Annotated in this window: 2 protein-coding genes; both read right to left on the bottom strand. The window is 62.4% G+C overall.

Going from position 1 to position 1,389, the window contains the following annotated elements; all coding sequences use genetic code 11:
* Positions 1-142: 142 nt before the first annotated feature.
* Entirely contained in the window at positions 143-565 is a 423-nt protein-coding gene (locus GGD53_RS31405) for a secondary thiamine-phosphate synthase enzyme YjbQ (protein ID WP_184460587.1), read from the bottom strand.
* Positions 566-664: 99 nt separating this feature from the next.
* On the bottom strand, positions 665-1,264 hold the full coding sequence (locus GGD53_RS31400) for a DUF922 domain-containing Zn-dependent protease (RefSeq protein WP_184460586.1): 600 nt from the start codon (positions 1,262-1,264) through the stop codon (positions 665-667).
* Positions 1,265-1,389 lie beyond the last annotated feature (125 nt).

The raw sequence follows: 1,389 nt of genomic DNA, 5'->3' as shown, positions 1-1,389 counted from the left end.
TCATGATCAACACTATTCTCAAAAGACGAACCCCATGGAGCGAACCGCAACAACACGGTTGCTGAGGTGCCCCGCAGGGGCCTCGAAGGACGAGGGTCGGCCTCCGAGGCCCCTCCGGCAAGGAAAAAGACGCACGGCGCTCTCAGCCCCCGAGATGCAGCACGATTTCGCGTCGATGCGGCCGGTCGCGGTGTTCGAAGAGATAGAGGCCCTGCCAGGTGCCGAGCGTCAAGCGTCCCCTAGCGACGGGAATGCCGATCGACACCTGCGTCAGCGCCGCCTTGATATGCGCCGGCATGTCGTCCGGCCCCTCGGCCCTGTGCACGACCCAGCCCATCGATGGATCGGAGGCCGGAGGCACCAGCCGGCGGAAGAAGGCGAGAAGATCGGTGCGCACGTCGGGATCGGCGTTTTCCTGGATCAGCAGCGAACAGGATGTGTGGCGCACGAAGATGGTGAGAAGCCCCTCCTCCCGTCCCGAGGCGCTGACGAAGGCCTCCGCCTGATCGGTGAATTCGTAAAGTCCCTGGCCGCGCGTGGACAGGGTGAGAATTGTCTGGGGCACGGGCGCTCTCCGTCTCGCAATGACATCCCCCGCGAGTTGGCGCGCCACGACGGCCAAGTCAATGGCCGTCGCACGGGCGGATCGATGCCCGCCACCCGGTCAGGGCCCATTCACCAGCTTGAGAACGAGCTGCTGGATGTTGCCGCCATCGCCCATTTCGACCTTGTCGAAGTTGCGGCCGCGCTGGCGCTGCCTTGCGGAAATCTCGCCGAGCCGCCGGGTCAGTTCGATCCTGATCTTCTTGCAGTCGGGGTCGTCGGCAACAGTGAAGCCGACGCTCATCGCCTCGATTTCCCTAACCATGTCCTTGATGGTTTCGCCATGCACCCGCTCATGCGCGGCAACGCCTGATATGAAGCCCTCCCAGCTGCTCTTAACGGCGGGCGGCAGCGCGGCCGAGGGTTTCGGCAGCGTATAGGTGATGATAAGTTTCGGCCGATTAGTGACGATGACGCAGGCATTGCCCTGCGGCTCGTATTTGCGGGTCCAGGTGAGCTTGAACGTCGTATGCGCGATGACCCGGCCCGTCACGCCGGCCTTGGGGCCTTGTGAACCGATCGATTGATAAAGTTCGGCGCCGGTCTTGCCTGAAATCGAATAGGGCTGCACCTCCTCGATCGCCTGCCATTCGCTCTGCGCCGCGGCCGGTAATGCGGCGAAAACTGCCGCCAATAGGCAGGGTAGAAAAGTCTTCGTCACGCATCGCCCCGTCAAGTGATTCCGCCCCGAACCTAGATGTGGAGCCTCAACAGGTTGTCCTGGGTAAGAGCGAGTCTGCTGATTGGTGGTTTTGAATTTAGGCTTCCGTGAGGCCTGTGCCAATT

Origin of the sequence: Rhizobium aethiopicum (assembly GCF_014197535.1) — a bacterium.
In the GTDB taxonomy this organism is placed as follows: Bacteria; Pseudomonadota; Alphaproteobacteria; order Rhizobiales; family Rhizobiaceae; genus Rhizobium; species Rhizobium aethiopicum_A.
Note: the sequence above shows the minus strand (reverse complement) of the source record. Positions and strands in the feature narration are given on the sequence as shown.